The following is a 24,302-nucleotide window of genomic DNA, read 5'->3' as shown; positions in this document are numbered from 1 at the left end:
CGCAAACCAGCCTACGCCTCGATCGCGGGCCGATGCCGCCTGGGCCGGGCCGGGAGATCGAGGGTGCCTTCGCCATCGGACGTGACGCGGATCAGCCGGTCGAGGATCACCTTGATCGACCCGGCGACCGGAAAGGCGATCAACATGCCGAGCGCGCCGAACAGGGCCGCCCCGGCAAAGACGACGAAGAAGCTCACGATCGGCCGCAGGCCGACGGAATCGCCCACCACGCGTGTGTAGACGAGGGGATCGAAGGCCAGCATCACCACGAAGTAGATGCCGGTAATCGCCAGGGCAAACCCCCAAGGGTTGCCCATTTCAAAGAGCATGTTGCCCGTCCGGCCGCTCAGACCCGTGATCACGAGGAGCAAGCCCGCATTCATCACCGGCCCGACGTAGGGGATCAGATAGAGCAAGGCGAAGAGCATCGCGAGCAGGAGCGAATAGGGGGCGCCGAGCCCCGTGAGGAGCGCGGCCGCGATCGCCACGTACCAGATCACCACGATGGTGACTCCGCGCAGATACTTCACGAACACGTGGCCGATATCGCCAAGCATCTGAAGGGTGTCGGCCCGGATGGTCGGCGGAATCCAGCCCGCGGAGCGTTGTTTCAGGCGGTCCAAGTCCACGAGGATCAGGAACGCGAACAGCGGCGTGAACAGCATCAGGAGCACCTGGGAGCTGACGGCGCTCACGATGCCCACGAATCCGCTGAAAAAGCCCTGGAGCGTGGCGGCCAGTTGCGCCTGCTGGGGCTCGATGTACTGGCGCACGATCTCGCGGCGGTCCGAAGGAAGGCCCAAACGCTCGAACGTCGCCGCGTTGTCGGCCAGGAAGCGGTCGACAAAGGAGCGGTTCGTGGAGCCTTCGACCTGCACGACGGGGTTCCAGCGCACAAAGAAGTTGTCGTTCGGGTTTTCCGCGGTGAGTTGCGCGCTGTAACCCTCCACCCGCGTACTGAACGCCGCGACCTGCCTGCTCGCGACGGGCGCAAGCCAGATGCCCGCAGCGACCAGCACGAGCAGAAACGCGCCGAAGACGAGCAGGATCGCCCGGGTGCGCGTGTATCCCCGAAGTCGGAGCTTCGTGACCGTGGGCTCGAGGAGCACCGCGATCACAAGCGCGACCAGGAACGGCGCGAGGATGCTCCGTACCAGGTACAGAAACGCGAGGGCGGCCACAACAAGGGCCGCCCACAGCGAAATCCTCCAGCCGAGCATGGCTGTGGCGGGCTGTTAGGCGCCCACTTCCTCGGCCGGCTCGCCGGCGTGCTTCTTGGCCCGCTGCTCGGCGATCCAATCTTCGGTCTTCGCCTTCAGCTCCTTCAGCTTGCTCGCGAGTTCTTCGCGCGTCTCGGGACCCGCTTTCGGCGCGAACAGAAGTCCAGCGGCTGCGCCGATGATGGCGCCCAAACCGACCCCTGCCAGCATGTAGATCAAAGCGTTCTTCTCGTCGGAATCGTTCATTGTCAACCTCCGTTCTTCCTTATCGTCCATTGTACGCCCGAAGCCGCGCGCCTAGGCCTGCGCCGGCTCGGACCGGATGATTCCCCCTGCAGCAACCGTCTGGCCTCGGTAGGCCACCGCGATCTGCCCTGGGGTCACGGCCTTCACCGGCTCGTCGAACTCGATTCGTGGCGTCGAGCCTCCGATCAGAGTTGCCGGACGAGGGTCCATATTGTACCGTATCTTTGCTTGGACGCGGAGCCGCCCGACATCGGAAGGAGCCGCTCCCCACACCACGTCCTCGAGGAAAACCTCCCGGCTCAGCAGCGCCTCCTCCGGGCCGACCACCACCCGGTTGTTCGCGGGTTCGAGGCGCAGCACGTAGAGGGCGCGCCCGTCCGGCGCCGCCATCGAAACGCCGCGGCGCTGGCCGACCGTGAACGCGGCCACGCCGGCGTGCTCGCCCACGACCCGGCCGCGGTCGTCCACCATCTCGCCCGCCTCCAGAACTTCCGGGCGGGTGCGCTTGAGAAACTCCACGTAGCCGCCCGCCTCGCTCACGAAGCAGATCTCCTGCGAGTCGGGCTTGTCCGCGACGCCCAGGCCCCACTCCCTCGCCATCGCCCGAGTCTCGTCCTTGTTGCGCAGCTCGCCGAGCGGAAAGGCAGCCACTCCCAACTGGGCTTGGTCGAGCATGTAGAGCACGTAGCTCTGATCCTTGCCCTCGCCTCGCGCGCGCATCAAGCGCCAGCGGCCGCTTGCCCGGTCGAATCGCGTTCGGGCGTAGTGGCCCGTCGCCAGTTGCTCGCAACCGAATTCGCGCATCTTCTCGAGGAGCATCTCGAACTTCACGGTCCGGTTGCACTCCACGCACGGATTCGGCGTGCGGCCCCGGGCGTACTCGTCTCCAAAGTGGCGGATCACCGAGTCCCGGAACTCCTCGCGGAAGTTCACCACGTAGTGGGGGATTCCGATGTGCCGCGCCACGCGGCGCGCGTCCTCCACCGCGCCCAGCGAGCAGCACCCCGCATGGCGAGGGTCCGTCTGGCTCTCCTGCCAAATCTGCATCGTGACCCCGACCACGTCGTGGCCTCGGCGCGCGAGCAACGCCGCGGCCACGCTGGAGTCCACCCCGCCCGACATGGCGACGAGGATCTGCCGACGCCTAGCCGCCATCGCCCTTGAGCACTTTCTGGACGTCGTCCTCGGCCAGAAAGACCGAGAGGGAGCGCGCGTTGGCGACGGCGATCTCCTTTCCGGGCTGAATCAACGCGAACGTCGGCGTCTCCATGAAGCCCGCGTCGTTCGCGATCTTCAGGTCGGCCTGGATGCGCGCGTAGATGGGATCGTTCGAATCGTCCATGCGCTTCTTGAGGTCCTCGACGTTCAAATTCAGCGCTTGGGCCATCGCGAAGAGCTCCTCGACGGTCTGCGGCTCCGACTCGCCGCCGTAGATCATCTCGAGCGCCTGCCAGAACTTGCCCGTTTCGGACGCGTACTCGGCGATGAACGCCGCGGGGAGGCTGAGCTGGTGCGAGGGGTTTTGGTACAGCGGGTAGTGCCGGTAGATCCAGCGGACCTTGGTCGGATGCTCCTGCTGGAACGCCCGGACCTCGGGGAACGACGACCGGCACGCGTGGCACATCAGATCGCCGAACTCGACGATGGTGATCGGCGCGTCCACGGGCCCCAGGGCGTGCACCCCTTCGGGGGCGAAGTCGGCGGCTGTCAGAGACGCCATCCCCTTCTTGTCGAACGCGGCCAGTTTGGAACGCGAGTCCATGCTCGCGCTCATCATGCCAAGCGAAACGAGGAGCGCGAGCCCGAGCCCGACCAGCAGCTTGAAGTCAAACGTCGTACCCGCGTCGTTCGCGTCGGGGCCGGCCTCGTCGGGCTTGACGTCCGCCGCACGCTGGGCCAGGATCGCGTACGCGGCCATGTTCAGCACCATGATCCCCGCCGACGCAAGGCACCAGAGGCACGTGGCCCGGATCACGCTGATCGCGTAGAACGTGAGCACCAGACTCACGACGGTGCCCACCGCGGAGAGCGCGTAACCGACGGCGATGAGTCTGCGGGACCGCCCGACCCCCTGGTACGAGCGCGCGGCCCCCAGCGCGCCCAGTACGAGGTACGCGAGAAACCCGAAGTAGGCCACGGGAACCCCGAACCACTTGGAGCTGGGATGGTTCGCGACGGTTTCGCAACCGCCCGAGGCGCCGCACGGCGGAACGATGTTCAGCACGTGCGACAGGCTCAGCACACCTGCGACGAACAGGCCTGCAAATGCCAGGACGAGCGTGATGCGATTCCACTGGGTAAGAGTCACGGGCTTGATTATAGCCGGGCGTCCCTCGCCTGCCGGAGGGGTCTCCAAGGTCCGAACGAACGGCTCGGACAGGTGCAACGAACCCGGGGACCGGGTCGTTCCCGAATCGCCCGGCGGTATCCTGATTCCCTTCACGCCGATGTCCCAGACCCTCCTTCGCCCCCAGACCCTTGCGCCGCGAGGCGGCAAGTCCCGCGGCACGTTCTTCGTGCAGACGTGGGGCTGCCAGATGAACGAGGAGGACAGCGAGCAGATCGGGCTCTACCTTCGGGAGATCGGCTTCACCCCCGCTTCGACGATCGCCAAGGCCCACGTCATCCTGCTCAACACGTGCAGCGTGCGCCGCAAGCCCGAGGACAAGGCGTTCTCCCTGCTCGGCGAGCTGGCGGAACTCAAGCGCGAGCGGCCCGAGATCATCGTCGGGGTTTGCGGGTGCATGGCACAGCTTCGCGCCGACGAGATTCGCCGGCGGAACCCCTTCGTGGACTTCGTGGTCGGCACGGGGCAGATCAACCAGATCCCCGGACTCGTCGAAGAGGCCGCCCAAACACGGCGGTTCGCCAAGCGCCTCGACCTGCCGGCGCGCAAAGGGGCCGTCGTGACGGATCTTCCGCGGCGGGCGGTCGGGCGCGATGCGAAGCTGAAGGCGTTTGTGCCCATCCAGTACGGGTGCGACAAGTTCTGCACGTTCTGCATCGTGCCCACGACGCGAGGGCGCGAACGCAGCCGGCCCACCGAGGAGATCGTCGCCGAGGTGCGGGAGCTCGCGGCGCGCGGGACCCGCGAAGTCACCCTGCTCGGCCAGACCGTGAACAGCTACGGGAAGAACCTCGCCGAAGGCAACGTGCCCTTCAGCAAACTCCTGCGGCTGCTCTCGGGCGTCCCCGGCCTCGAACGCATCCGCTACACGAGCCCCTATCCGCGCGACTTCACGTCCGACCTCATCGAGACGATCCGGGATTGCCCCCAGGTCATGGAGCACTGCCACCTGCCGCTGCAATCGGGGCACGACGCGATGCTCAAACGGATGCGGAGGCTCTATTCGGTCGAGAGCTACCTCGAAATCGTCGCCGCCATGCGGTCCGCGGTGCCGTCGATCGGGATCACCACCGACATCATCGTCGGCTTCCCGGGCGAAACCGACGAGGAGTTCGAGGCCACGCTCGACGTCGTGCGTAGGGTCCGGTTCGACGGGGCGTTCATGTTCGCGTACTCGCCCCGGCCGGGAACCCCCGCCGCGACGATGGAGCAGGTGCCCGCGCCCTTGAAGAAGGCCCGCCTGCAGAAGCTCATCGACGTGCAGAACGCGATCTCGTGCGAGATCAACGAGTCGTGGGTGGGGCGGGACGTCGAGGTCCTCGTCGAGGGCCCTTCTCCCAAGAACCCAGAAGTGCTTCAGGGATACTCGCGAGAGTTCAAGATGGTGCACTTTCCCGGCACGGCCGAGCGGGGCCAACTCGTGCGGGTGCACACCACGGGCGCCCAACTCTGGGGACTCCGTGGCAAAATGGTGTGAACGGTTCGCTCGGACCCTGACACCCATCATTCCCCCACCGTCAAAACAAACAAGAGTGAGCGGATTGAGCACGGGGGACGTACGACAACTGGGCCCCAGCCCACAACAGGAGAACACTATGAGACATTCGATTTGGATGGCGGCGCTGGCCGCTGGAATCGTCGGATTCACCCTGGTCGGGTGCGGTGAAAAGAGCGCCGAGCCCGAGCCCGCGGCTCCGGCGACCACGAAGACGGAAACCGGCGCCATGAACGCCCCCGCCGTGGACGCACCCGTTGCGAAGCCGGACGATGGCATGCAGAACGCCAGCGTGGTGGACTACACCAACGACAAGGGCGAGATCGTGTGCCCCGTCATGGGCACCGTGATCAAGGACAAGACCAAGGCCGTCGGCTACCAGGACGTGGACGGGAAGCGTTACTACTTCTGCTGCGACGGCTGCCCCGAGGACTTCAAGGCCGATCCTCAGAAGTACATCGCCAAGAAGTAGGGCGAGCGGATTTCGGCAAGCCCCGGTGGCCGTATGGCAACCGGGGCTTCTTCATGCCCGGTATCCTTGGTGCGGATGTCACTCTTGGAAGTCCCGATCGGCGAGAACGCCCCCCTTGTCTTCAACACGGTGATCGAAATCCCCAAGGGGAGCACCAACAAGTACGAGGTCGATCAGAAGACCGGGGTGATCAAGCTCGATCGCGTGCTCTACTCCCCGCTCTTCTACCCCTTCGATTACGGCTATATCCCCCAGACGCTCTATGGCGACGGCGACCCGTTGGACGCCCTCGTCCTCGTGTCGCACCCCACGTTCCCGGGTTGCGTGGTCGAAGTCAAAGCCATCGGCGTGCTCGAGATGCGCGACGAGAAGGGCTCGGACGAGAAGATCCTCTGCGTCGCCACGAAGGACCCGCGCTACTCGTTCCGGAAATCGATCAACGACCTCCAGGAGCACACGCGCAAAGAGATCATCCACTTCTTCGAGGTGTACAAAACCCTCGAGGAGAAATCCGTGGAGGTGCTCGGCTGGAACGACGCCGCGCTCGCCACCAAGCTCATTCAGGAGTTCCGGACGGATCTCTGAGGCGTTGGTCGTTTGTCGTTGATCGTTTGTCGTCCGGAACCCGATGAACGATAGACGATAGACGACAAACGAATCATTACTTCTTCTTCGCAGGCTTCCGGCCGGCCTTCTTCCGGCCAAACCGCTTGGTGGAGGGGCCTGCGGCGGCCTTCTTCTGCAACAGTTCGAGCGCGGCTTCCGCGGTCACGCTCTCAGGGTCCATCGTCTTGGGCAAGGTCGCGTTGATCGTCCCGTCCGTCACGTAAGGGCCGAAACGGCCGCTGAGCACCTTCACAGGCCCTGACGCGCCCTCGAGCGCGCCAAACTCCTTCAGGGCCGCGGGGGCGCCCCGTTTGGCGAACTTGGGTTGCGCGAGCACCTCGAGAGCCTCGTTCAGGGACATCGTCAGCCCCTTGCGCCAATCCTCCACGTTCCGGATCTCGGCGCCGCACTGGACGTACGGACCGAACTTGCCCAGGCGGAAGATCACGGGCTCGCCCGTTTCGGGGTGGTCCCCGATCTTGCGCGGAAGACGGCACAGGGCGTCCAGCTCCTCGCGGGGCAGTTCGCGCGGATCGATGCCGCGCGGCACCGAGATCCACACCGGTTTCGCCTTTTCGTCGGTCTTCTTGCGTCCCTTCTTGGGCGCCCCTTCCGCTGGAGCGGCGGGGACCGGGTCGCGCTCGACCTCGATGTAGAACCCGTCCCTTCCCTGCTTCAAGAAGAGTTTCTTGCCGGTGTCGGGGTGCGTACCCATTTCGATCGGCGCCCCGGCCTTCTGCTCGAACAGTTCGAGCGCCTTGTCGACGGTGAGATCCGCGGGCGCGAGGTCCTCGGGCACGTTGGCGTACTTCTTCCCCGATTCGGTTTCCACTTGGAGAAACGCCCCGCCATCCTTCCCGATCCGAACGACGATCGGGACGTCCAGCTCGGGGTGCCGACCGATCTCGTATACGGGGAATGGAATCGCGCGCTTGCGTTCGTCCACGGCGGGCTTAAGCCCCGGATGCGCGTCGGTGCCGAAGAAGAACTCGCCGAGGTACTTCTTCGAATCCAGACGGCCCCCCGCGATCTCGTCGAGCGACTCGTCCATCTGAGCCGTGAATCCCAGCTCCATGAACTCGCCAAAATTCTCGTCGAGGAGGTGGACGGTGAGGAACGCCTTGAACGAGGGGATCAGCTCCCGACCGGACTTGCGCACGTAGCCGCGATCCACGATCACGCTGATGATCGACGCGTAGGTGCTCGGCCGGCCGATCCCCAGCTCCTCGAGCTTTTTGATCAGCGAGGCGTCCGTGTAGCGGGACGGCGGTCGCGTCTCGTGCCCCGCGGCGCCGACGTCGACGGGCTCCAACTCCATGCCTTGGGCCAGCGCCGGCAACCGCCGTTCGGTGCCCTCGAGCTCCGCCTCGGGATCGTCCGAACCCTCGACGTAGGCGCGAAGAAAACCGTCGAAGAGGATCTGGCGGCCCCGCGCGGCGAACCGCAGGTCCTTGCCGCCCGCGTCCACCTTCACTTCGACCGAGGTGCGCAGAACCCGCGCCTGGGCCATCTGGCACGCGACCGTGCGCTTCCAGATCAGCTCGTACAGCTTCCGCTGATCCTCGTTGAGGTGGCGGGAGACGTCTTCGGGACGTCGGAGGGCATCGGTGGGACGGATGGCCTCGTGCGCCTCCTGGGCGTTGCGGACCTTCGACGCGTAGCGGACGGGCTTGTCCGGCAGGTAGTTCGCCCCGTAGAGCTTCTCGATCGCCGCTCTGGTCTGGTCGAGGGCCGTCTGGGACAGGGTCAAGCTGTCGGTGCGCATGTAGGTGATCAGACCCACGCGCTCGCCGCCCATCTCGACGCCTTCGTACAGGGTTTGGGCGACGCGCATCGTGCGGTCCGCGGAGAATCGCAGCTTTCGGTTCGCCTCCTGCTGGAGGGTGGTGGTCATGAAGGGGGGCGGCGGCTTCTCGCGGCCCTCCTCGGTCTCGAGCTTGGAAACGGTCCAGGGGCGAGCCGTTCGCGCCCCGTCCGCCAGGGCGGCGGCATCGGCCTCGGACAAGAGCAGCGCCCGATCGTCCTTGAGCGCCCCGGTGTGGGGGTCGAAGTCCTTCCCGTTGGCGACCCGCTGCCCGTCCAGGGTGCGCAGCTCCGCCTCGAAGGTGCCGTCCTCCGCCTTGAGCGTCGCCTTGAGGTCCCAGTAGCCGGCCCGGCGAAAGTCGCGCCGCTGGAGTTCGCGCTCGACGATCAGTTTCACCGCGGGGCTTTGCACGCGCCCCGCACTCAAGGCGCCGCCGATCTTGGTCCAGAGCACGGGCGACAGCGCATAGCCGTAGAGCCGGTCCAGGATCCGCCGCGCCTCCTGCGCCTCCACGAGCCCGTCGTCCAGATCGCGCGGATTGCGCAGCGCCGCGTGGATGGCCTCCTTCGTGATCTCGTGGAAGGCGATCCGCTTGACGTCCACGCCCTTGGCCGGTTTCAGAACCTGCAGGAGGTGCCAGGAGATGCTCTCGCCCTCGCGGTCTTCGTCCGTGGCGAGCACGAGCGTGTCTTTCCCTTTCATCGCCGCCCGCAGCTTCTGAACCTGCGCCTTCTTCTCGGCGGGAACCTCGTAGATAGGCTCGAAACCCTCGTCCACGTTGACCGCGTAATCCGCCCACCACTCCTTTCGAATCGCCTCGGGAAGACTCTTGCCGTTCAGCGGCAGGTCTCGGATATGGCCGATGCTGGCCTCGACCTCGTAGTCGGAGCCCAGGTAGCCGGCGATGGTTTTGGCCTTGGCCGGCGATTCGACGATGACAAGTTTCTTGGACATAGGCGGTACCCGACAACCTGAGATCGACGCCGCCGCCGAAAGGTTCCATGGGTCTACGGACGGCGATGCTACCAAACTGACAGCTCCCTGTCAACGTATCGGCAGGTTTCTCTAAAGAGAAGATTCTCCAAAGGGGCGGACCTGCGACCTGTTTTGCACGTTTGGAAGAGAGAACGGAAACCTTGCGCAGCCCTGATCCGTAGGCATGAGTCAGCCCATGAAAAAAGTCCTAGCCATGGCCGTGTTTCTGGTCGCGTGTCTGGCGTCCGCCCAGGACGTCTGGCTCGGGCTGTACCTTCAGGGCGTCAAGGTGGGTTACGCCTCGTACGCGTCCCGTGCCGAGAAGCGCGACGGCCGCGAGGTCACCCGCTCCGATTCGAGGACCCTTTTCAACGCCGGCCTCCTCGGCCAAGCCATGAGCCTTCGGATGGAATCCACCTCGTGGCTCGCGGCGGACGGCTCGCCCCTGGCGATGAAGTTCACCACGTCGAGCGGCGGACGGGCACAGATCGTGGACGCCACCTTCGGCGCGAAGGCGATCGAGGTGGAGATCGACAACTCCGGCGCCCGCTCCCACAAGACCCTCGAGATCCCCAAGGGGGCGCGCATCGTCGACGACCCCATTCCCTATCTGGTGGAGCGCGCCTCGCCGGGCGCCACGAGCGCCTTTTACGTCCTCGATCCCACGACCGTGAGCCTCGTGAAGAACACGGCGACGCTCGTCGGCAAGGAGCGGACGGATGTGAAGGGCAAGCCGGTGGACGCCACGCGGATCGACATCTCGGACCCCCGGGCGACGCTCAAGGTGTTCGTTTCCGCCAAGGGCGACCTGGTCAAGATCGAGGGTCCGATGGGCTTGGCGATGCTTCCCCTGTCGCGCGAGGAGGCGCTGGACGGCTCGGCGACGGGGTACCTGCCGTCCACCGACCTGGCCACGTCGACGCGTATCGCGCCGGACAAGCCGCTGCCGAACCCGGAGACCCTGACGCGGCTGAAGCTCAAGATCACCGGAGTCGATCTCGCCCGCATCCCCAACGACGCGCACCAGACCGTCGTGCGCCAAGGCGAAGCGTGGATCGTCGAGACGCATCCGGTGTCCCCGCGCGCGTCCGGCGCAAAGGGGTCGGACGCGGGTCAGACCGCATGGCTCAAGCCCGGCCTTTACATCCCATCGGAGAGCGCCGCGTTTCGCGAGCTGAGTCGAAAGCTGACCGCCGGACGTCCCAACACTGTCGAGGCGGCATGGAGTATTCAAGACTACGTCCATTCGATCATGCGGCCAGATGCGGGAATCGGGGTGTTGCGCGACGCGTCCGAAATCCTGCGGACGCGAGAAGGCGTTTGCCGCGACTACGCCATTCTGACGGCAACCCTGATGCGCGCCGCAAAGATCCCGGCAAGGGTGGTGGCCGGGTTGGTCGCCGCGGACGGTTTGTTCTACTATCATGCGTGGACCGAGATTTGGGACGGGACGAATTGGATAGGTATCGACGCGACCCGGCCCCGGCATCGTGTCAGCGCCGCCCACATCAAACTGGCCCAGGGCTCGGTCGAGGACGCCTTCCTCTTTGGTTTCCTCGACTCGGTCAAGGTCGAAGTGATGGAAGCGGTGGGAGGCGGATAGCGGGCTGATGCGCTACTTCCGACTCGTCCTTCAAGCCGGCTTCGCGGCAGGCGGCGCCATCGCCGGGGCGCTGACCGCCAACTCGTTCATGACGTGGCTGTTCCGCATGGCGCAGTCCCGGTCGGACCCCACGGCGGCCTTCGAAGTCCCCAGTTCCAGCGTCGTGGCGATGGCCGTGCTCGGCACGATGATCGGCGTCGGCATCGGCACGATGCTGGCCCGCCTCTTCTACCGCTTCCTCGAACAGTGGGACCGGATGGACAGCGGCGACAAAGTCACGCTGTTTCTCGGCATCTTCGCCGGCCTGGTCGCGTCGTCGCCGTTCCTCTTCCTGTTCAACGCGATCTTCGCCACGGCGTACGTCCCGTTCGCCATCTTCGGCCTCACGCTGGGGTTCGCCACGTTGAGCGTCTACGCCCTGCAGTCGATGAGCGAAGTGCTTCCCTGGACCAAGGGCAAGGCGAGGGGACGCAGGCGCGGAATCAAGATTCTCGACACGAACGTGATCATCGACGGCCGCGTGTACGACGTGGCCCGCACGGGGTTTCTCGAGGGCCAGCTCTACGTTCCCGGCTTCGTGCTCGAGGAGCTGCAGCACATCGCCGACAGCCACGACCCGCTTCGCCGCCAGCGCGGCCGGAGGGGCCTCGACGTCCTTCGCCACCTCCAATCGGATTTCCCGCTCGAAGTGCGGATCCACGACCGGCTCGTTCCCGAGGACGCCGAAGTGGACTCGAGGCTCGTCGCGCTCGCCAAGGTCATCGGGGCCGACATCGTGACCAACGACTTCAACCTCAACCGCGTGGCCGCGCTGCAGGAGGTCAAGGTGCTCAACCTCAACGACCTGGCCCTGTCGATGCGTCCGAACGTGTTGCCCAAGGAGAGGCTCACCCTCACCATCATTCGCGAGGGCAACCAGGTCGGCCAGGGCGTGGGCTACCTCGAGGACGGCACCATGGTCGTGGTGGAGAGCGGGCGCGAGCATCTGGGCGAGACCATGGACGTGGTCGTGACCCAAGTGATCCAAACCGAGCGCGGCAAGATGATTTTCGCGGAGCTTCCGAGCGGCGAGGAGACCGAAGACGATCCCGCGCCGAGCCGACGCAAACCCCGGTACCGCAACTCCTGATGCACACGGTCGCCGTTCTCCTCGCCGCGGGTCGAAGCGAGCGCTTCGGCGAAGACAAGCTCGCGCGCGTCCTGCGCGGAAAACCCGTTTGGCGATGGGCCTTCGACGCCCTTCGCGACCACCCCCGCATCGACGCGGTCGGCGTCGTGTGCTCGCCCGAGGGGGAATCCTCCGTGCGGGAGGCGGCGCCAGACGCCCTCTTCGTCGTCCCCGGCGGCCGGACTCGGTTGGAGAGCGCCCGATGCGCGATGCGCGCCCTGCCAGACGGAACCGAGATCGTGCTCGTGCACGACGCGGCGCGCCCGTTTCCCTCCGCGGTCTTGATCGACCGCGTGATCGATGGCGCGGAGGCTGCCGGCGCCTGCGCTCCGGGAGTCCCGATCGCGGACACGGTGAAGGAGCGGGCCGGCGACATGGTGCGCACGCTGGACCGGAGCCGCCTGGTCGCCATGCAGACGCCGCAGGCGGCCCGCAGGGAGCTGTTGGCCCGAGCCTACGAGCTGGCAGACGAGTCGCACACCGACGAGATGTCGATGCTCGAGGCCACGGGGGTCGCGCCCTGCATCGTCGCTGGAGAGGCGCTCAATTTCAAGCTCACGACACCCGATGATTGGGAACGTGCACGCGCGCATCTTGGTGTGGGTGAGACGCGGACGGGAATCGGGTACGACGTCCACGCCTTCGCACCGCCCGGAGAGGGCGTGCTCGTGCTGGGCGGCGAACGTTTCGAGGGCACTCCGCGCCTTGCCGGGCACTCCGACGCCGACGCCCTCCTCCACGCGGTGTGCGACGCCCTCCTGGGCGCGGCGGCGCTCGGGGACATCGGCCAGCACTTCCCGAACAAGGACCCGCGGTGGAAGGACTGCGACTCGACCATGTTCCTCGCAGAGGCCGCGCGGATGCTGAAGGAACGCGGGTGGCGTATTGTGAACATAGATGCAACCGTGATCGCCGAAACCCCCCAGGTGATGCCGCGGGCCGAGTCCATTCGCGGCCGCATTGCCGACACGGTGGGAATCTGCGTCGATCGGGTGAGCATCAAAGCGACGACCAACGAACAACTAGGAGCGCTGGGGCGGGGTGAGGGGATTGCGGCCTACGCCGTCGCCACACTCGCCGAGGCGCCATGAGGAGCACGAGATGGACCTGTTAGTGAGAAACGCCGAAGGCAACGTCACCAAGCGCGATCGCGAATATGCCGCGGAGAAGTTGGGAAAGCTGGAGCGGTATTTCCATCAAGCGCACAAGGTCGAAATGGTGCACCGCGAAGAGAAAAGTGGCCACCGACTCGAAATCACGGTGTTCGCCGACGGCTTCACGATCCGTGGTGAGGACACCGAACCGACGTTGCGGGAGGCCATCGACAAGGTCAGCGACAAGTTGGAAGCCCGGCTCAAACGGCTCAAGGGACGCCTGATCAAGAGCCATCGGAAGAAGGGCGTCCAGCCCCCGTCGGGACTCGAACCGGAGGCCGAGGCCGATGGCGACGGCTTCATCGAGATCCGCGAGCGGAAGACCTTCCTGCTCAAGCCGATGTCGCCCGAGGAGGCCGCCCTCCAGATGGAGATGGTCGGCCATCCGTTCTTCGTGTTCAAGAACGAGATCAGCTCGCAGGTCGAGGTCCTCTACAAGCGCCGAGACGGCCAGTACGGCATTCTGCAGCCCGAAATGTAGCGCCTCGACGCAGATCATAATGCGCGTATGGTCTCGGAACCGTTGCGCTATCTGGAGCCCGATCTCGTGCGCGTGATCCCCATCGAGGGGGCCGTCCACCCGCGCCTCGAAATCGAGGGCGACCGCACGGTGCTCTCGGCGAGGTTCCGGCGCATCTTTCCGCTCAGCGAGCCCGACGCCTACATCTCCGTCCAAGACGCGGAAGGACACGAGGTCGGCATTCTGCGCTCGCTCGACGCGCTCGACCGCACGAGCCGGGACCTTGTGCGCTCCGCGCTGGAGCGCAGGTACTTCACGCCCCCCATCGAGCGCATCCTGGACCTGCGCCAAGATGCCGGCATGTGGCGGTTCCACGTGAAGACCCAGCGCGGCGAGATCACGTTTTACGTCCGGAACTGGCGCGACAGCGCCCACGAGGTGCAGAACGACCGTTGGATGATCACCAGCGTCGACGGTTTGCGCTACGAAATCCCCAACGCGGAGGCGCTCGATGCGCGGAGCAGGAATCACCTGGACCGCCTCGCTTAGGCAGATTCTCGAGGCGGTCTATCCGCCCCAATGCGCGCTCTGCGGCCTGACGGGCCTGCCCGCGCTCTGCAGCGTCTGCACGGCCGAGTTCGAAGCATACGAAGGGGGCATCGAACCTGCCCACGTCCCCAGCATCGACGAGTGGGCCTGCCTCTGGCGGTACACCGGCCGAGCCGCCCAGGCCGTTCAGCGGCTGAAGTACGGCCGCTCGACGTCCCTCGCCGCGCCGATGGCGACGATGCTGGCGGAGGCCGCCGGTCGCTGGGGCTTTATGGAGGGCGCGTGGATCGTGCCCGTTCCCATCCACTGGTCCAGGAGATGCCTGCGCGGCTTCAACCAGTCCGAGTTGCTGTGCGAGCGCTTCGATCGAACCGCGGTGCGCCCGGAACTGCTCCGACGCACCCACGCGACATCGCCGCAGGCCGGCCTGAGCCGGGAGGCCCGCGCCGCGAATCTGCACGACGCCTTCGCCGCGCATCCGGAGGTGCAGGGACGCCGCATCGTGCTGGTGGACGACGTACGCACCTCGGGAGGCACGTTGGAAGCGTGCGCGCAGGCGCTGCGGGCGGCTGGTGCCTCCGCCGTGGACGCCCTCACCTTTGCGAGCGGCTAAAACGACCGCGGCCCCGCCACAGCAATGGCGAGGCCGCTCCGAAAAGACATGCAATCCAAGTCTACGTTGTCGTTGTTGCTACGACTCTCCCCGTGCGTGGCCGAACGTCGGCTCGAACGGGATCAGGCCCAATCGCGTCGCAGCGCGGAACGCTTGAACACGGTTGTTGACCTGGAGCTTGTCGTAGATGTTTGCCAGGTGGAAGTCCACAGTGCGCTTCGATACGTACAGGGTCTCCGCGGCTTCCTTGCTGCTGTGACCCTGGGCGATGAGGCTCAGAACCTCGATCTCCCTTTTCGTTAGTCGAACCGCGCGCTGCGACGATTCCGTTCTAGCTGTGCTTGGCATTGGCATGACCCACCCCTCATTCCTAATTGAAGTAACCGCCTAGGTTCTTCTTTCCACACAGGGCTGGTGTTTTTGATATGGCAATTGTGCGGAACCCGAATTCCGCCAAAAATGCCGGGCCTGCGCCCTCTTTCGTCCCCATCACCAAGCTTCCCACTCTCATCACCGCGAACGCCACAGGTCGACTTCGGCCCGAAACCGACATCCTTAGGAAGTCGAATCTGCGCTCCGTGTTCCACCCTTGGCATCCAACTCACCGGTCGATGACGCAAGCGCCGCCGACCGCATAGCAAGTACTGAATCTACCCAAACCTCCCGTCCGCGCGTGAAACCCCCTCCCGGCGGCCTCGATGAACTCGTCCACCTGGGCCTCCTCGACCAGGGCGACGCACGCGCCCCCGAATCCGGCACCCGTCATGCGGGCCCCGATGCACCCGGGCGCTCCCGCTGCGGACTCCGCCATCGCGTCCAAATCGAGACTGGAAACCTCGAACAGGTCTCGGAGGCTCTCGTGGCTTTCAGCCATGGCCTTTCCCGCAGCCCGCGCGTCCCCGCTTTCGAGCGCGACGGCGAATGCCGCGACGCGCAGGTTCTCGCCGACCACGTGTCTCGCTCGACGATCGAGGAGCGGATCCAAGGATCCACGCCCGGCTTCCAACGATTCCGGCGTCGCGTCCCGAAGCGAGGCCACGCCAAGCTCCGCGGCGGCCCGCTCCACCTCCCTGCGCCGCTCGTTGTACGCGGAACCCGCCAACGTGCGGGGCGTGCACGTGTCGCAGATCACGATCCGCCAATGCGGGGGCAAGGGCACGTGGCGCGCTTCGAGCGAGCGGGTGTCCAGCATCATCGCGCACCCGGGGCGCGCCAACGCGCAGACCGCCTGGTCCATGATCCCGCACGCGACGCCGACGAACCGATTCTCCGCCTCCCGAGACACCTTGGCCAACTCCCAGCCATCCAGGCCCCAGCGGTGCAGCGTGCTCCACGCCAGCGCAACGGCGACCTCAAGCGCCGCGCTGCTTGAAAGCCCCGAGCCCATGGGGATGTTGCTGGCCACCACGCCCTCGAGGTCGTCGACGTCTTCAAAGCCCCACTGGCGGAGCGCCCAGCCGACCCCCGCCGCATAGGCCCCCCAGTCCGTGACGGCGCCCGGCTCGACGTCCATGATGTGGAAGGGGTTCGCCGGGCCGCACTCGCGCGACTCCAGCCACGTTTCTCCTCGCGTGGGGCGCATCGCGACCCATGTTTCTCGGTCGATGGCGACCGGCATCACCCACCCGTCGGAGTAGTCCGTGTGTTCCCCGATCAGGTTCACCCGACCGGGTGCCCGGACCACCACCCCGGGCTCGCCTCCAAACCGCTCGGCGAACGCCTCCTCGACCTCTGTGTGCATGGGCATGGTCTTACCCGAGAGCGGGCCGATCCCAAGAAGCGACATTTTTACCGGGGCCAGCACGGCCCGGCCATGGAATACACCCTGTGGCGCCACGAAGGTCCCACTAGCCGCCCGGGATCGTTGTGTGCGCCCTTTTTCTTACGTGGAGGGCGCAGGGGTAACCTCGGCTCATGGCCGATCCTCGAGTCGAGCGCGCCCAGGAGTGGCTGCGCGCCCACGAATCCGAACTGCTGGACGACACGCGCGCCATGTTGCGCATCCCCTCGGTGGAGACCGAGGCGGAGCCCGGAGCCCCGTTTGGCGCGGCCAATCGCAAAGCGCTCGACCTCGCGCTCGCCCTGGGCGAGCGATGGGGCATGCGCACCAAGGACCTCGATGGCTACTGCGGCTATGCCGAGTTCGGGACCGGGGAGAAACTGATCGTCTCGCTTGGCCACCTCGACGTTGTGCCCGTTTCCGATGGGTGGAAACACGAGCCGTTCGGCGCGGAGATCGACGGCGACTACCTCTATGCCCGGGGCTCCACGGACGACAAAGGCCCGACGATGGCCTCGTTCTACGCGGCGCGGGCGCTGAAGGAGGTCGCCGGAGACCTCGGGTGCCGCGTTCGGATCGTGTTCGGATGCGACGAGGAGTCGGGGTTCGAGTGCGTGCACCGCTACGTGCAGGTCGAGGAGCCTCCCACCTTCGGCGTGGCCCCCGACAGCGGGTGGCCCTTGATCCACGCGGAGAAGGGGATCGCCAACCTCCACGTGGAGGTGCCGCTGCCTTCCGGGGAGTTCGCGCTCGTGGAGGCTTCCGGTGGCCAACGGCCGAACATCGTCATCGACGCGTGCCAGGCGGCGGTCCGCGTGGGTCCCGGGGCGCGGCCCCACGTCGAGGCCAAGCTCGCGGACGCGTGGGACCGCAACGTCGTGTGGCGGTGGGACGGCGACCTGCTGCGGATCGAGGCGATCGGGAAGGCGTGCCACGGCTCGATCCCATTCGGCGGAGACTCGGCCGCGATTCGCGTGTTCCGCTTCCTCGCCGAGCTCGCCCCGCTCGAAAGCGAGACGTTTTACGAAGAGCTGCTCTGGAGCGCGCACCTCGGAGGCGCGGGCCTCGGCATCGCCGGCGCGGACGAGGCCAGCAAGGACCTTACGTGCAACCTCGGCGTTGTTTCTGTTGAAGATTCCAAGTTGAAACTTCTATTTAACGTGCGCTATCCCGTGACGTGGAAGGGCCAGCAGGTCAGCCAGTCGTGCACCGATCACCTCGCCACGCTGGCGAGCGGATGGAAGTTGGCGGACTTCGACGACAGCCCCTCGCTTTTCTTTCCCCTGGAGCACCCGCTGGTCCAGACGATCTGCAAGGTCGTGGCAGAGGAGACCGGAGAGACCAAGGCCCCCGGCGTGATGGGAGGCGGCACCTACGCCCGCGCCATCCCGAACACGGTGAGCATCGGCACGGGTTGGCCCGGCGACGGGGACGCCCACGAAAACGACGAACGCCTCAAAGTGGAGCATCTGTACAAGATGAGCCGTATCTACGCACATATCCTTTTTGAAATGACCCAACTCAAGGCCTAATCCCTCCCCCGACAAACGACAAACGAAGAACGACCAACGACTATGTCCATCCTCGCACTCACCGTCCTCGCTTCGACCCTCCTGACCGGTCCCGCGACCATCTACGACTTCACGATGAACGGCATCGACGGCAAACCCGTGCCGTTGGCGCGCTTCAAGGGGCAGGTGCTGCTCGTCGTCAACGTGGCCAGCAAGTGCGGCAACACGCCGCAGTACGCCGGCCTCGAGGCGCTGTACCGCAAGAACAAGGCAAAGGGGTTCGCGGTGCTGGGCTTCCCCGCCAACGATTTCAACCGCCAGGAACCGGGCACGAACGCCGAGATCTATCAGTTCTGCACCGAGACCTACAAGGTGACGTTCCCCATGTTCGCCAAGATCGTGGTGAAGGGCGAGGGGATCGCACCCCTCTACCAGTGGCTGCTGGACAACGACGGCGTGGAGACCGATATCGACTGGAACTTCGCCAAGTTCCTGATCGGGAGAGACGGCAAGGTGATGGCCCGATTCCCCGCCAAGACCCAGCCCGACGCTCCCGAAGTCTTGGAGAGGATCAACCAAGCGTTGGCGAAGAAATAGGTCGGCCGATGCTCGGGATTCTGGCTTTGCTTCCCTGGCTCACTTCTTTCCCTGTTGCGACGTTCCCCTTCTCATGGCTGGACCACGGGGGCGCTCGATGGAGCGCGGTGGTGCGCGTGAGCATTTCGGAGGCCTTGCAGGTCTTCACGACCGTCGCCGTGCGTCGGAACGACGCCCTCTTGTGGGAGGCTCGGATCGATGGCCTCAGCGAAAGGATGCCGGATCTGGTCATTGCCGCGTCGCTGCCAAGCTTCGTTGCCCAGTCGTCCGCGTTGGCGTTTCCGGTCGTGTCGGGCCAGCGCCTCCTCCTAATCGATGTTCCGGTTCCCAATTGGTCTCGTACGCTCTTGTGGGTTGTCGGCGAGGGCGAAACCGAGCCGCTCGTCCTGTCCCGGCGCGACGAGTGGAAGAACGTCGTCGCTCTTCACCGTTCCGATGGGTTGGTGGACGAGTTGACTCTGTACGACCGGTGGGTGGGAGGCGTACAAAGCGAAACCCGCATTCGCGGGAAGTTATTCAGCCGCACTGAGCAGGTGAGCGAATACCGTGTCGGCGCCAGGGGATTCGAGCTGAAGCGGGAACGAAAGCGTTTGGTGCCGAATTCTGGCGGAGGGATTGGCGAGAAGGACTTTGTGTGGATTTCCCCAGGTCATCAAGAGCCACCCGCACCACCGGATGACAGATGTTCCACCAGGGTGATTGCTGGCCTCGAGAGGACCACAAACGTGACCGCTAAGTGAAAGAAGACAACGGCACTGATGCCAAAAATCGCCGTGAGAGGTGTCCGCCTCCACACACTGATGACTGCCAGTAATCCATTGGCACCTAGCGCAAGGAGTGCGAGCCGACCCGACAGGACGAACTCCATGGTCGGCGTGGGGGAGATGCCCAGATCGACGAACACACTTCTCACTTGTGGCATCCACCAGTGAAGACCCACCGAGGCCAGAAGGAGATGGGCTGCGGTGATCAGCAGAATGAACGTCAGCGGGAGTTGTCGCGAGTCCTGAGGCGAGTCGGACATTCAACAAGAGTACCGGCAGTCCCCTCACCCCCTGCCCCTCGGAAGGGGGAGGGGCGAGGGGCTTCAACCACAACCACAACCACAAACCACCAACCACAAACCACGATCAGTAGCGTCGCATGGTGGGGTCGACGTCCCGAGACCATCGCAAGACGCCGCCCGCGAGGTTTCGGACCCGCCGATAGCCCTGCTGGAGCAGGAACGCGGTCACCCGGGCGCTGCGCGAGCCCGAACGGCACACGATGACCAAGTCGTCCTCGGTGCCCAACTCCCCCATCCGCTCGACAAATTCCCCCATGGGAATCAGCACGTGGGGGTCCAGCCTCGCGATCTCCAGTTCGAAGGGCTCGCGCACGTCGACCAGGACTGGGGGTGTGGGGCCTGCGAGTTCGGCCTTCAGTTCTTGGGGGGTGATTTCGGGAATCTGCATCGGCAGCTTCTTCTACGACGACGCGATCACCGCGACCTCGCCGGGCTGGCGCAAGGCGCGCTCCCGAATCTTCGCATGCTCCGGCCTCTTCAGCCCGGGATCCTCGGCGATCAGCTCCATCGCCGCCTGGCGCGCGGCCTCGAGGAGCACGCCGTCCTGCACCAGGTCCGCAATCTTGAAATCGAGGTTGCCGCTCTGGCGCGTGCCGGCGATCTCGCCCGGGCCTCGAAGCCGCAGGTCCGTCTCCGCGATCTTGAACCCGTCGCTCGTTCCCACAAGCGCGTCCATCCGCTCGCGCGCATCGTCGGTCTTCGCGTCCGCGACGAGCACGCAGAAGCTCTGCTCCGAGCCGCGGCCGACGCGGCCGCGCAGTTGGTGAAGCTGGCTCAGGCCAAACCGGTTCGCGTCCTCCACCACCATGATCGTGGCGTTCGGCACGTCCACGCCCACTTCGATCACCGTGGTGCTCACCAGCACATCGATCTCGCCAGCGCGGAAGCGGTCCATGGCCGCCTCCTTCTCGGAGACCTTGAGCTGGCCGTGCAGCAGCCCCACCCGAAGGTCGGGGAACTCCTTCTGCGAGAGGCGCGCGTAGAGCTCTTCGGCGGCTTGGGCCAGCATCTTCTCGCCCTCGCTCACCATGGGGCACACGATATAGGCCTGCCGCCCTTCCGACACGAGCTTGCGCACCGCGTCGTACACCGAAGGCCGTTCGTGCGGCAGCTTCCACCACGTCTTGATCGGCTGCCGGCCTGGCGGCATCTCGTCGATGACGGACAGCTCGAGGTCTCCGTAGAGGGTCATCGTGAGCGTCCGCGGGATGGGCGTCGCGGTCATCACGAGCACATCGGGGTTGCCGAGCGCCTTTTCGCGCAGGGCGAGCCGCTGCAGCACGCCGAACCGGTGCTGCTCGTCGATCACGACCAGCCCCAGCCGCTGGAACTCGACGCCCTCTTGGATCAGCGCGTGCGTCCCGATCGCGAGGTCGGCTTCGCCCTTCGCAACGGCTGCCGCGGCCTTCTTCTTTTGGGTCGGCGTCTGCTTGCCGACGAGCAACGCCGTGCGGACCCCCAGGGGATCCAGAAGTCGGTGCAGGTGCGCGCAGTGCTGTTCGGCGAGGATTTCGGTCGGGGCCATCAGCGCGCCTTGGAAGCCGCACCGGATGGCGGCCAGCAGGGCCGCCGCGGCCACGGCGGTCTTGCCCGAGCCGACGTCCCCCTGCACGAGCCGGTTCATCGGATGCGGCGAGGCCATGTCGCTCCAGATCTCCTCCACCACGCGGCTTTGGGCGCCGGTCAGCTCGAACGGGAACATCTGGTGCACTTGGGCCTTCAGGTCCGGGACATCGGCCAGGCCGAAGGCGATCCCGCGTTCGAGCTGGGTTTCAGCGCGGCGCATGGCCAATCCCACCTGGTGGTGGAAGAACTCGTCGAACACCAGGCGCTTGCGCGCCTTGAGGCGAAACTCCTCGCTTTCGGGATGGTGCACCTGGCGGATCGCCCACTGGAGCTTCTGCAGCTTGTGGCGGCGGCGGAACTCCTCGGGAAGGGGGTCCTCCACGAAGCCGAGGTAGCCCTCGAGGGCCGCATCCACCGCGCGGCGCACGACGAACTGCTGCAACCCCTCGACGAGCGGGTAGACGGGGACGATCTTGGCAAACGCGTCCGGGTCGTCGTCGTCACCCAGCAGCTCGAACTCGGGGGAGTGGATTTCGCAGCCGTACGTTCCCTCCTTGACCAGCCCGTACGCGATGATCTCGCCGTCGTAGCCCGCGAGGCGTTTCGTGATCCAAGGCTGGTTGAACCAGACGAGGGTCGCCGTTCCGGTGGCGTCTCCCACGAGGGCTTTGAGCACGACGACCCCGCCGCGTCGCGCGGAGCGGCCCTCGAAGTCCGAGACGGTGCCCCGGATCGTGGCGAACTGGCCGGGCCGCAGGTTGCGGATGGGCGGGAGGTTGGTGCGGTCTTCGTACCGTCGGGGGAGGTGGAGCAGCACGTCGTACACCGTGCGCAGTCCCGCCTTGGCGAGGAGCGGCGCCAGACGGGGTCCGACGCCCTTGAGGAACTGGGCGTCGGTCTGAAGCGATCGTGTTGCGAATCCGGAACCAGGTGCAGACATACGTGCGGTACCTTGTGAGTATGGCGGACGACGCCCCTCACCGTTCGGACGACGACGAGCCCGATCTCGATGCGATCGAGAAGGCCGCGCAAGAGGCCGCGGACCGGCTGCTCGGCGCGGACCATGGCTCGGGAGCCCCAAGCGCGGCTGCGGATCCAGACGACGAATTCGACGCCCGACTCAAGGAGATTGAGGACAAAAGCCGCCAACTGCGGTCCGGTGCGATGCCAGAGCCACCCGAGTGGGAGTACAAACGCAAGCCGCGCAAGGGCGATCCCACGCGGTCGGATCGCGAGTCGTACCGTGGTGTTGCGTTCGGGATCGGCCTGGCCTATCTGTTCGTCGGACCCCTCATCGCAGGCTGGCTGATCGGTTACTTCGTCGATCAGGGATCTGGCGGCAACCAGTGGCAGACGTGGGGCACGGTGATCGGGCTCTTCGCCGGGTTCCTCGCGGTCGTGGTGATGATCACCAAGGGCCCCAACCGGCCGTGAGGCCGGCGCTTCGGACTCTCGGCCTGTGCGGCGCGGCGGTCGTTGTCGCCAGCCTCGTGCTCGCGGCTTTGTCGAGGGGCGATCAGGCTTTGGGCTTCGCGTTGGGGGCGGGGCTGGCGATGTTCAGCATCGGATCGTTCGCCGCTCTCGCGTGGCTGGTCGGACAGAAAGGCGGGGCGTCAAGCGGATTCGCCGGATTCGCCACCGTCGTGTTTCTGATCAAGCTGCCGCTTTACTGGGTCGCGATCACGTTCGCGATCCGCCTTGGGGATTCCGCGATGGCTTGCTTTTTGGCAGGGTTGGGGCTGGTATACTCCGTGCTGGTCCTTCTGGCGCTCCTCGATTCTCGAATGCACCGCGAAGGCCCTTTTTACTGATGGACGGCCTGTTTCAGTTCGCACCGATGATGTTTGCGTCCGCCGAAGGAGGCGAAGGCGCTCACCACGCTCTCGGTTGGCCCATCTTCGTTTACAGCGGCGTGATCGTCACGGTCATCTTTGCTTTGCTGGCGATGGCGCGGTCGGGGATGACCGGCAAAGGCGTGTTCCGGAACCCCTTCACCCTGATGGCCGAGCAGGCCTACCTGTTCGTCGAGAACATGTGCCTGAGCGTGATCGGGCCGCACGGCCGCAAATACGTGCCGTTCATTCTCGGGCTGTGGCTGATCATCTATTTCGGCAACTTGATGGGGCTGATCCTTCCCCACACCCCGACCGCGGATTGGAGCCTCAACGTTGCGATGGCCCTGGTCGTATTGGGCTACGTCCAGTGGGAAGGCATCGCAGGCAACTACGTTGAGCAGCGCAAGAAGGGGCGCGGCGTCGTGATGGCCGCGATCATGGGCTTCCTGCTGCACGTGAAGCATTTTGCAGGACCCAGTCTGGGCGTCATCGGCCTTGTCGTCACGCCGCTCATCTTCGCGATCGAGTTGATCAGCGAATCGATCAAGGTGCTCTCGCTCTCGGTACGTCTCTACGGGAACATTTCCGCGGGCCACGCAGCCAAGGCCGCGCTCGACAACATGGTGACGCTCGGCGGCTTTCACGTGCCGCTGGGTGCGGTGATCTTCCCGCTCGAGTTCTTGGTTGCCTTGGTCCAAGCTTTCGTTTTCGTGCTTCTCTCTTGCGTGTACATCGCCACCGTCACAGCGCACGGCGACGATCACCACGAAGAGGCGCACGGCCATGGGGACGGCCATGCCGATTCCCGTCTCGTCCACGCATCTTGAATTGAACGCTACGGTAGGTTTTGCTCCGCGAAGGCGGGGTGAAGACAGGAGGAAGGTCTAACAAAATGGATATGTCAGTCGCTCTCGGCGTCGGCCTTGGAATGGGCCTCGCAGTTCTTGGTGCCGGAATCGGCCAGGGTATGGCCGCGAACGGTGCTGTTTCCGGTATTTCGCGACAGCCAGAGGCTTCGGGAAAGATCCAGGGCGCGATGATTCTCGGTCTCGCTCTGATCGAGTCGCTCGTCATTCTCACCTTCGTCGTCATGAACGGCATGGCCGCCAAGGTCCCCGCGCCCGGCGCGTCCCCCACCGCGGCGATCGTTCGCCCGATGGACCAGAACGCCCAGGCGTCGAACGCCTCCGCCCCGGTGGAGACGGTCGCGGTCCGCTAACGCGCTCGCGCACGGT

At 65.5% G+C, this 24,302-nt stretch carries 25 protein-coding genes; 16 read left to right on the top strand and 9 right to left on the bottom strand.

The window, feature by feature from the left end; genetic code table 11:
- Positions 1 to 11 precede the first annotated feature (11 nt).
- From M9921_14285 to M9921_14270, 4 genes are read right to left on the bottom strand one after another with little or no spacing between them, the layout of a single operon-like run.
- A complete protein-coding gene (locus tag M9921_14285; GenBank protein MCO5298014.1) occupies positions 12 to 1,220 on the bottom strand; it encodes an AI-2E family transporter in 1,209 nt (402 codons plus the stop codon).
- Between the two features lie 15 nt (positions 1,221 to 1,235).
- Positions 1,236 to 1,466 carry a YtxH domain-containing protein gene (locus M9921_14280; GenBank protein MCO5298013.1) on the bottom strand — a complete coding sequence of 77 codons (231 nt, stop codon included), beginning with the start codon at positions 1,464 to 1,466 and terminating at the stop codon, positions 1,236 to 1,238.
- Positions 1,467 to 1,517: 51 nt separating this feature from the next.
- Positions 1,518 to 2,621: a tRNA 2-thiouridine(34) synthase MnmA gene (gene mnmA, locus M9921_14275; GenBank protein ID MCO5298012.1), complete on the bottom strand. Its 1,104-nt coding sequence runs from the start codon at positions 2,619 to 2,621 to the stop codon at positions 1,518 to 1,520.
- Positions 2,611 to 3,774 carry a vitamin K epoxide reductase family protein gene (locus M9921_14270; protein ID MCO5298011.1) on the bottom strand — a complete coding sequence of 388 codons (1,164 nt, stop codon included), beginning with the start codon at positions 3,772 to 3,774 and terminating at the stop codon, positions 2,611 to 2,613. Before M9921_14270 ends, mnmA begins: the two co-directional genes overlap by 11 nt.
- 139 nt (positions 3,775 to 3,913) lie before the next feature.
- Between M9921_14270 and miaB the strand changes: the two genes are divergently transcribed.
- The 3 genes from miaB (at position 3,914) to M9921_14255 (ending at position 6,365) form a co-directional block, all read left to right on the top strand.
- Positions 3,914 to 5,290, top strand: a complete 1,377-nt coding sequence (gene miaB, locus M9921_14265) for a tRNA (N6-isopentenyl adenosine(37)-C2)-methylthiotransferase MiaB (GenBank protein MCO5298010.1) — start codon at positions 3,914 to 3,916, stop codon at positions 5,288 to 5,290.
- Between the two features lie 118 nt (positions 5,291 to 5,408).
- On the top strand, positions 5,409 to 5,780 hold the full coding sequence (locus tag M9921_14260; protein MCO5298009.1) for a YHS domain-containing protein: 372 nt from the start codon (positions 5,409 to 5,411) through the stop codon (positions 5,778 to 5,780).
- 75 nt (positions 5,781 to 5,855) lie between these two features.
- On the top strand, positions 5,856 to 6,365 hold the full coding sequence (locus M9921_14255; protein ID MCO5298008.1) for an inorganic diphosphatase: 510 nt from the start codon (positions 5,856 to 5,858) through the stop codon (positions 6,363 to 6,365).
- Positions 6,366 to 6,441: 76 nt separating this feature from the next.
- Here M9921_14255 and topA read toward each other — a convergent pair whose 3' ends face one another.
- The gene (gene topA, locus M9921_14250; protein ID MCO5298007.1) at positions 6,442 to 9,144 is read right to left on the bottom strand and encodes a type I DNA topoisomerase; all 2,703 of its coding nucleotides are present in this window, start codon (positions 9,142 to 9,144) and stop codon (positions 6,442 to 6,444) included.
- A 217-nt stretch (positions 9,145 to 9,361) separates the two neighbouring features.
- Here topA and M9921_14245 point away from each other — a divergent pair, with 217 nt between their 5' ends.
- From M9921_14245 to M9921_14220, 6 genes are read left to right on the top strand one after another with little or no spacing between them, the layout of a single operon-like run.
- Positions 9,362 to 10,768, top strand: a complete 1,407-nt coding sequence (locus M9921_14245) for a transglutaminase family protein (GenBank protein MCO5298006.1) — start codon at positions 9,362 to 9,364, stop codon at positions 10,766 to 10,768.
- 7 nt (positions 10,769 to 10,775) lie between these two features.
- Complete coding sequence (locus tag M9921_14240) at positions 10,776 to 11,897, top strand: hypothetical protein (GenBank protein ID MCO5298005.1); 1,122 nt, start codon at positions 10,776 to 10,778, stop codon at positions 11,895 to 11,897.
- A complete protein-coding gene (gene ispD / locus M9921_14235; GenBank protein ID MCO5298004.1) occupies positions 11,897 to 13,027 on the top strand; it encodes a 2-C-methyl-D-erythritol 4-phosphate cytidylyltransferase in 1,131 nt (376 codons plus the stop codon). The genes M9921_14240 and ispD overlap by 1 nt, the downstream gene beginning before the upstream one ends.
- 10 nt (positions 13,028 to 13,037) lie before the next feature.
- The gene (gene raiA / locus M9921_14230; protein ID MCO5298003.1) at positions 13,038 to 13,571 is read left to right on the top strand and encodes a ribosome-associated translation inhibitor RaiA; all 534 of its coding nucleotides are present in this window, start codon (positions 13,038 to 13,040) and stop codon (positions 13,569 to 13,571) included.
- A gap of 27 nt (positions 13,572 to 13,598) precedes the next feature.
- Positions 13,599 to 14,099 carry a DUF1854 domain-containing protein gene (locus tag M9921_14225; GenBank protein MCO5298002.1) on the top strand — a complete coding sequence of 167 codons (501 nt, stop codon included), beginning with the start codon at positions 13,599 to 13,601 and terminating at the stop codon, positions 14,097 to 14,099.
- Complete coding sequence (locus tag M9921_14220; GenBank protein MCO5298001.1) at positions 14,062 to 14,712, top strand: ComF family protein; 651 nt, start codon at positions 14,062 to 14,064, stop codon at positions 14,710 to 14,712. The genes M9921_14225 and M9921_14220 overlap by 38 nt, the downstream gene beginning before the upstream one ends.
- Before the next feature lie 78 nt (positions 14,713 to 14,790).
- Here M9921_14220 and M9921_14215 read toward each other — a convergent pair whose 3' ends face one another.
- Together M9921_14215 and galK are read right to left on the bottom strand one after the other, a co-directional pair.
- Positions 14,791 to 15,060, bottom strand: coding sequence for a response regulator transcription factor (locus tag M9921_14215; GenBank protein MCO5298000.1), 270 nt, complete (start codon positions 15,058 to 15,060; stop codon positions 14,791 to 14,793).
- A 253-nt stretch (positions 15,061 to 15,313) separates the two neighbouring features.
- The gene (gene galK / locus M9921_14210; GenBank protein MCO5297999.1) at positions 15,314 to 16,459 is read right to left on the bottom strand and encodes a galactokinase; all 1,146 of its coding nucleotides are present in this window, start codon (positions 16,457 to 16,459) and stop codon (positions 15,314 to 15,316) included.
- Between the two features lie 167 nt (positions 16,460 to 16,626).
- Here galK and M9921_14205 point away from each other — a divergent pair, with 167 nt between their 5' ends.
- The 3 genes from M9921_14205 to M9921_14195 all read left to right on the top strand — a co-directional run bounded on the left by M9921_14205 (position 16,627) and on the right by M9921_14195 (position 19,340).
- Positions 16,627 to 18,024: a Sapep family Mn(2+)-dependent dipeptidase gene (locus M9921_14205; protein ID MCO5297998.1), complete on the top strand. Its 1,398-nt coding sequence runs from the start codon at positions 16,627 to 16,629 to the stop codon at positions 18,022 to 18,024.
- Positions 18,025 to 18,138: 114 nt separating this feature from the next.
- Positions 18,139 to 18,600 carry a glutathione peroxidase gene (locus M9921_14200; GenBank protein ID MCO5297997.1) on the top strand — a complete coding sequence of 154 codons (462 nt, stop codon included), beginning with the start codon at positions 18,139 to 18,141 and terminating at the stop codon, positions 18,598 to 18,600.
- Between the two features lie 8 nt (positions 18,601 to 18,608).
- On the top strand, positions 18,609 to 19,340 hold the full coding sequence (locus M9921_14195) for a hypothetical protein (GenBank protein ID MCO5297996.1): 732 nt from the start codon (positions 18,609 to 18,611) through the stop codon (positions 19,338 to 19,340).
- A 390-nt stretch (positions 19,341 to 19,730) separates the two neighbouring features.
- Here the strand turns inward: M9921_14195 and M9921_14190 are convergent, their stop codons facing one another.
- Positions 19,731 to 20,054, bottom strand: a complete 324-nt coding sequence (locus tag M9921_14190; protein ID MCO5297995.1) for a rhodanese-like domain-containing protein — start codon at positions 20,052 to 20,054, stop codon at positions 19,731 to 19,733.
- A 12-nt stretch (positions 20,055 to 20,066) separates the two neighbouring features.
- The gene (recG, locus tag M9921_14185; protein ID MCO5297994.1) at positions 20,067 to 22,172 is read right to left on the bottom strand and encodes an ATP-dependent DNA helicase RecG; all 2,106 of its coding nucleotides are present in this window, start codon (positions 22,170 to 22,172) and stop codon (positions 20,067 to 20,069) included.
- A gap of 20 nt (positions 22,173 to 22,192) precedes the next feature.
- On the opposite strand from recG, the gene M9921_14180 reads away from it, so the two are divergent.
- The 4 genes from M9921_14180 to M9921_14165 all read left to right on the top strand — a co-directional run bounded on the left by M9921_14180 (position 22,193) and on the right by M9921_14165 (position 24,286).
- A complete protein-coding gene (locus M9921_14180) occupies positions 22,193 to 22,666 on the top strand; it encodes a hypothetical protein (GenBank protein MCO5297993.1) in 474 nt (157 codons plus the stop codon).
- Positions 22,663 to 23,043 (top strand): hypothetical protein, encoded by a 381-nt coding sequence (locus M9921_14175; protein MCO5297992.1) that lies wholly within the window; start codon positions 22,663 to 22,665, stop codon positions 23,041 to 23,043. Before M9921_14180 ends, M9921_14175 begins: the two co-directional genes overlap by 4 nt.
- On the top strand, positions 23,043 to 23,894 hold the full coding sequence (locus M9921_14170; protein MCO5297991.1) for a F0F1 ATP synthase subunit A: 852 nt from the start codon (positions 23,043 to 23,045) through the stop codon (positions 23,892 to 23,894). The genes M9921_14175 and M9921_14170 overlap by 1 nt, the downstream gene beginning before the upstream one ends.
- A gap of 71 nt (positions 23,895 to 23,965) precedes the next feature.
- Positions 23,966 to 24,286, top strand: coding sequence for an ATP synthase F0 subunit C (locus tag M9921_14165; protein MCO5297990.1), 321 nt, complete (start codon positions 23,966 to 23,968; stop codon positions 24,284 to 24,286).
- The last annotated feature ends 16 nt before the right edge of the window (positions 24,287 to 24,302 follow it).

It is taken from the genome of Fimbriimonadaceae bacterium (genome assembly GCA_023957775.1).
Lineage (GTDB): Bacteria > Armatimonadota > Fimbriimonadia > Fimbriimonadales > Fimbriimonadaceae > JAMLGR01.
The sequence above is the reverse complement of the archived record's forward strand: the minus strand, read 5'-3'. Positions and strand labels throughout refer to the sequence as shown.